A 643-nucleotide genomic window follows, 5' to 3' on the forward strand; every position below is an offset into this window, starting at 1 on the left:
GGCGCTCTGGCCCTCGCGGATGATCCGCAGCGCCACCGCGGCGCCCGGCTGGCGGCCGGCCTCGCGGATCGCATTGGCGACCGCGTTCACGTCGACCACCTCGCGGGCGCCGACGCCCACGATCACGTCGCCCTCGCGCAGGCCGGCCTCGGCGGCCGGGCTCTCGGGACGGACGCTCGCGACCACGGCGCCGCGGGTGCCCTCGGGCAGGTTCAGCGCCTGCCGGGCCTGCTCGTCGATYGGAGCCAGCGCCACGCCCACCGGGCCGCCGCGCTGCTGCTCGCGCTCGCCGCGCTGGCCGGGCTTGGCGCCGCGGGCGGGGTTGCCCTCACCATCCTGCAGCGTGGCCAGGGTCACGCTGAGATCGCGGGCCTGGCCGTCACGCTGAACGGTCAGCTGGACGGTGCTGCCCGGACGGCTATCGCCGATCAGGCGGGCGAGGTCACGCGGGTTGGCCACGGCGGCATCGCCGACCTTGGTCACCACGTCGCCGGGGCGCAGGCCGCCGCGGGCGGCGGGGCTGTCCGGCTGGATGTCGCCGACCAGCGCGCCCTCGGGCCGCGGCAGGCGCATGGCGCTGGCGAGGGCCGGCGTCAGGTTCTGCGTGGTGGCGCCGAGGAAGCCGCGCTCCACATGGCCATTG

Annotated in this window: 1 protein-coding gene; it reads right to left on the minus strand. The window is 77.4% G+C overall.

Going from position 1 to position 643, the window contains the following annotated elements:
• Nucleotides 1–643: PDZ domain-containing protein (locus tag AC1DWF_RS35560; RefSeq protein ID WP_476843160.1), on the minus strand; the 643-nt coding region annotated here is incomplete at both ends.

It is taken from the genome of Aminobacter sp. P4_D5, assembly GCF_056401815.1.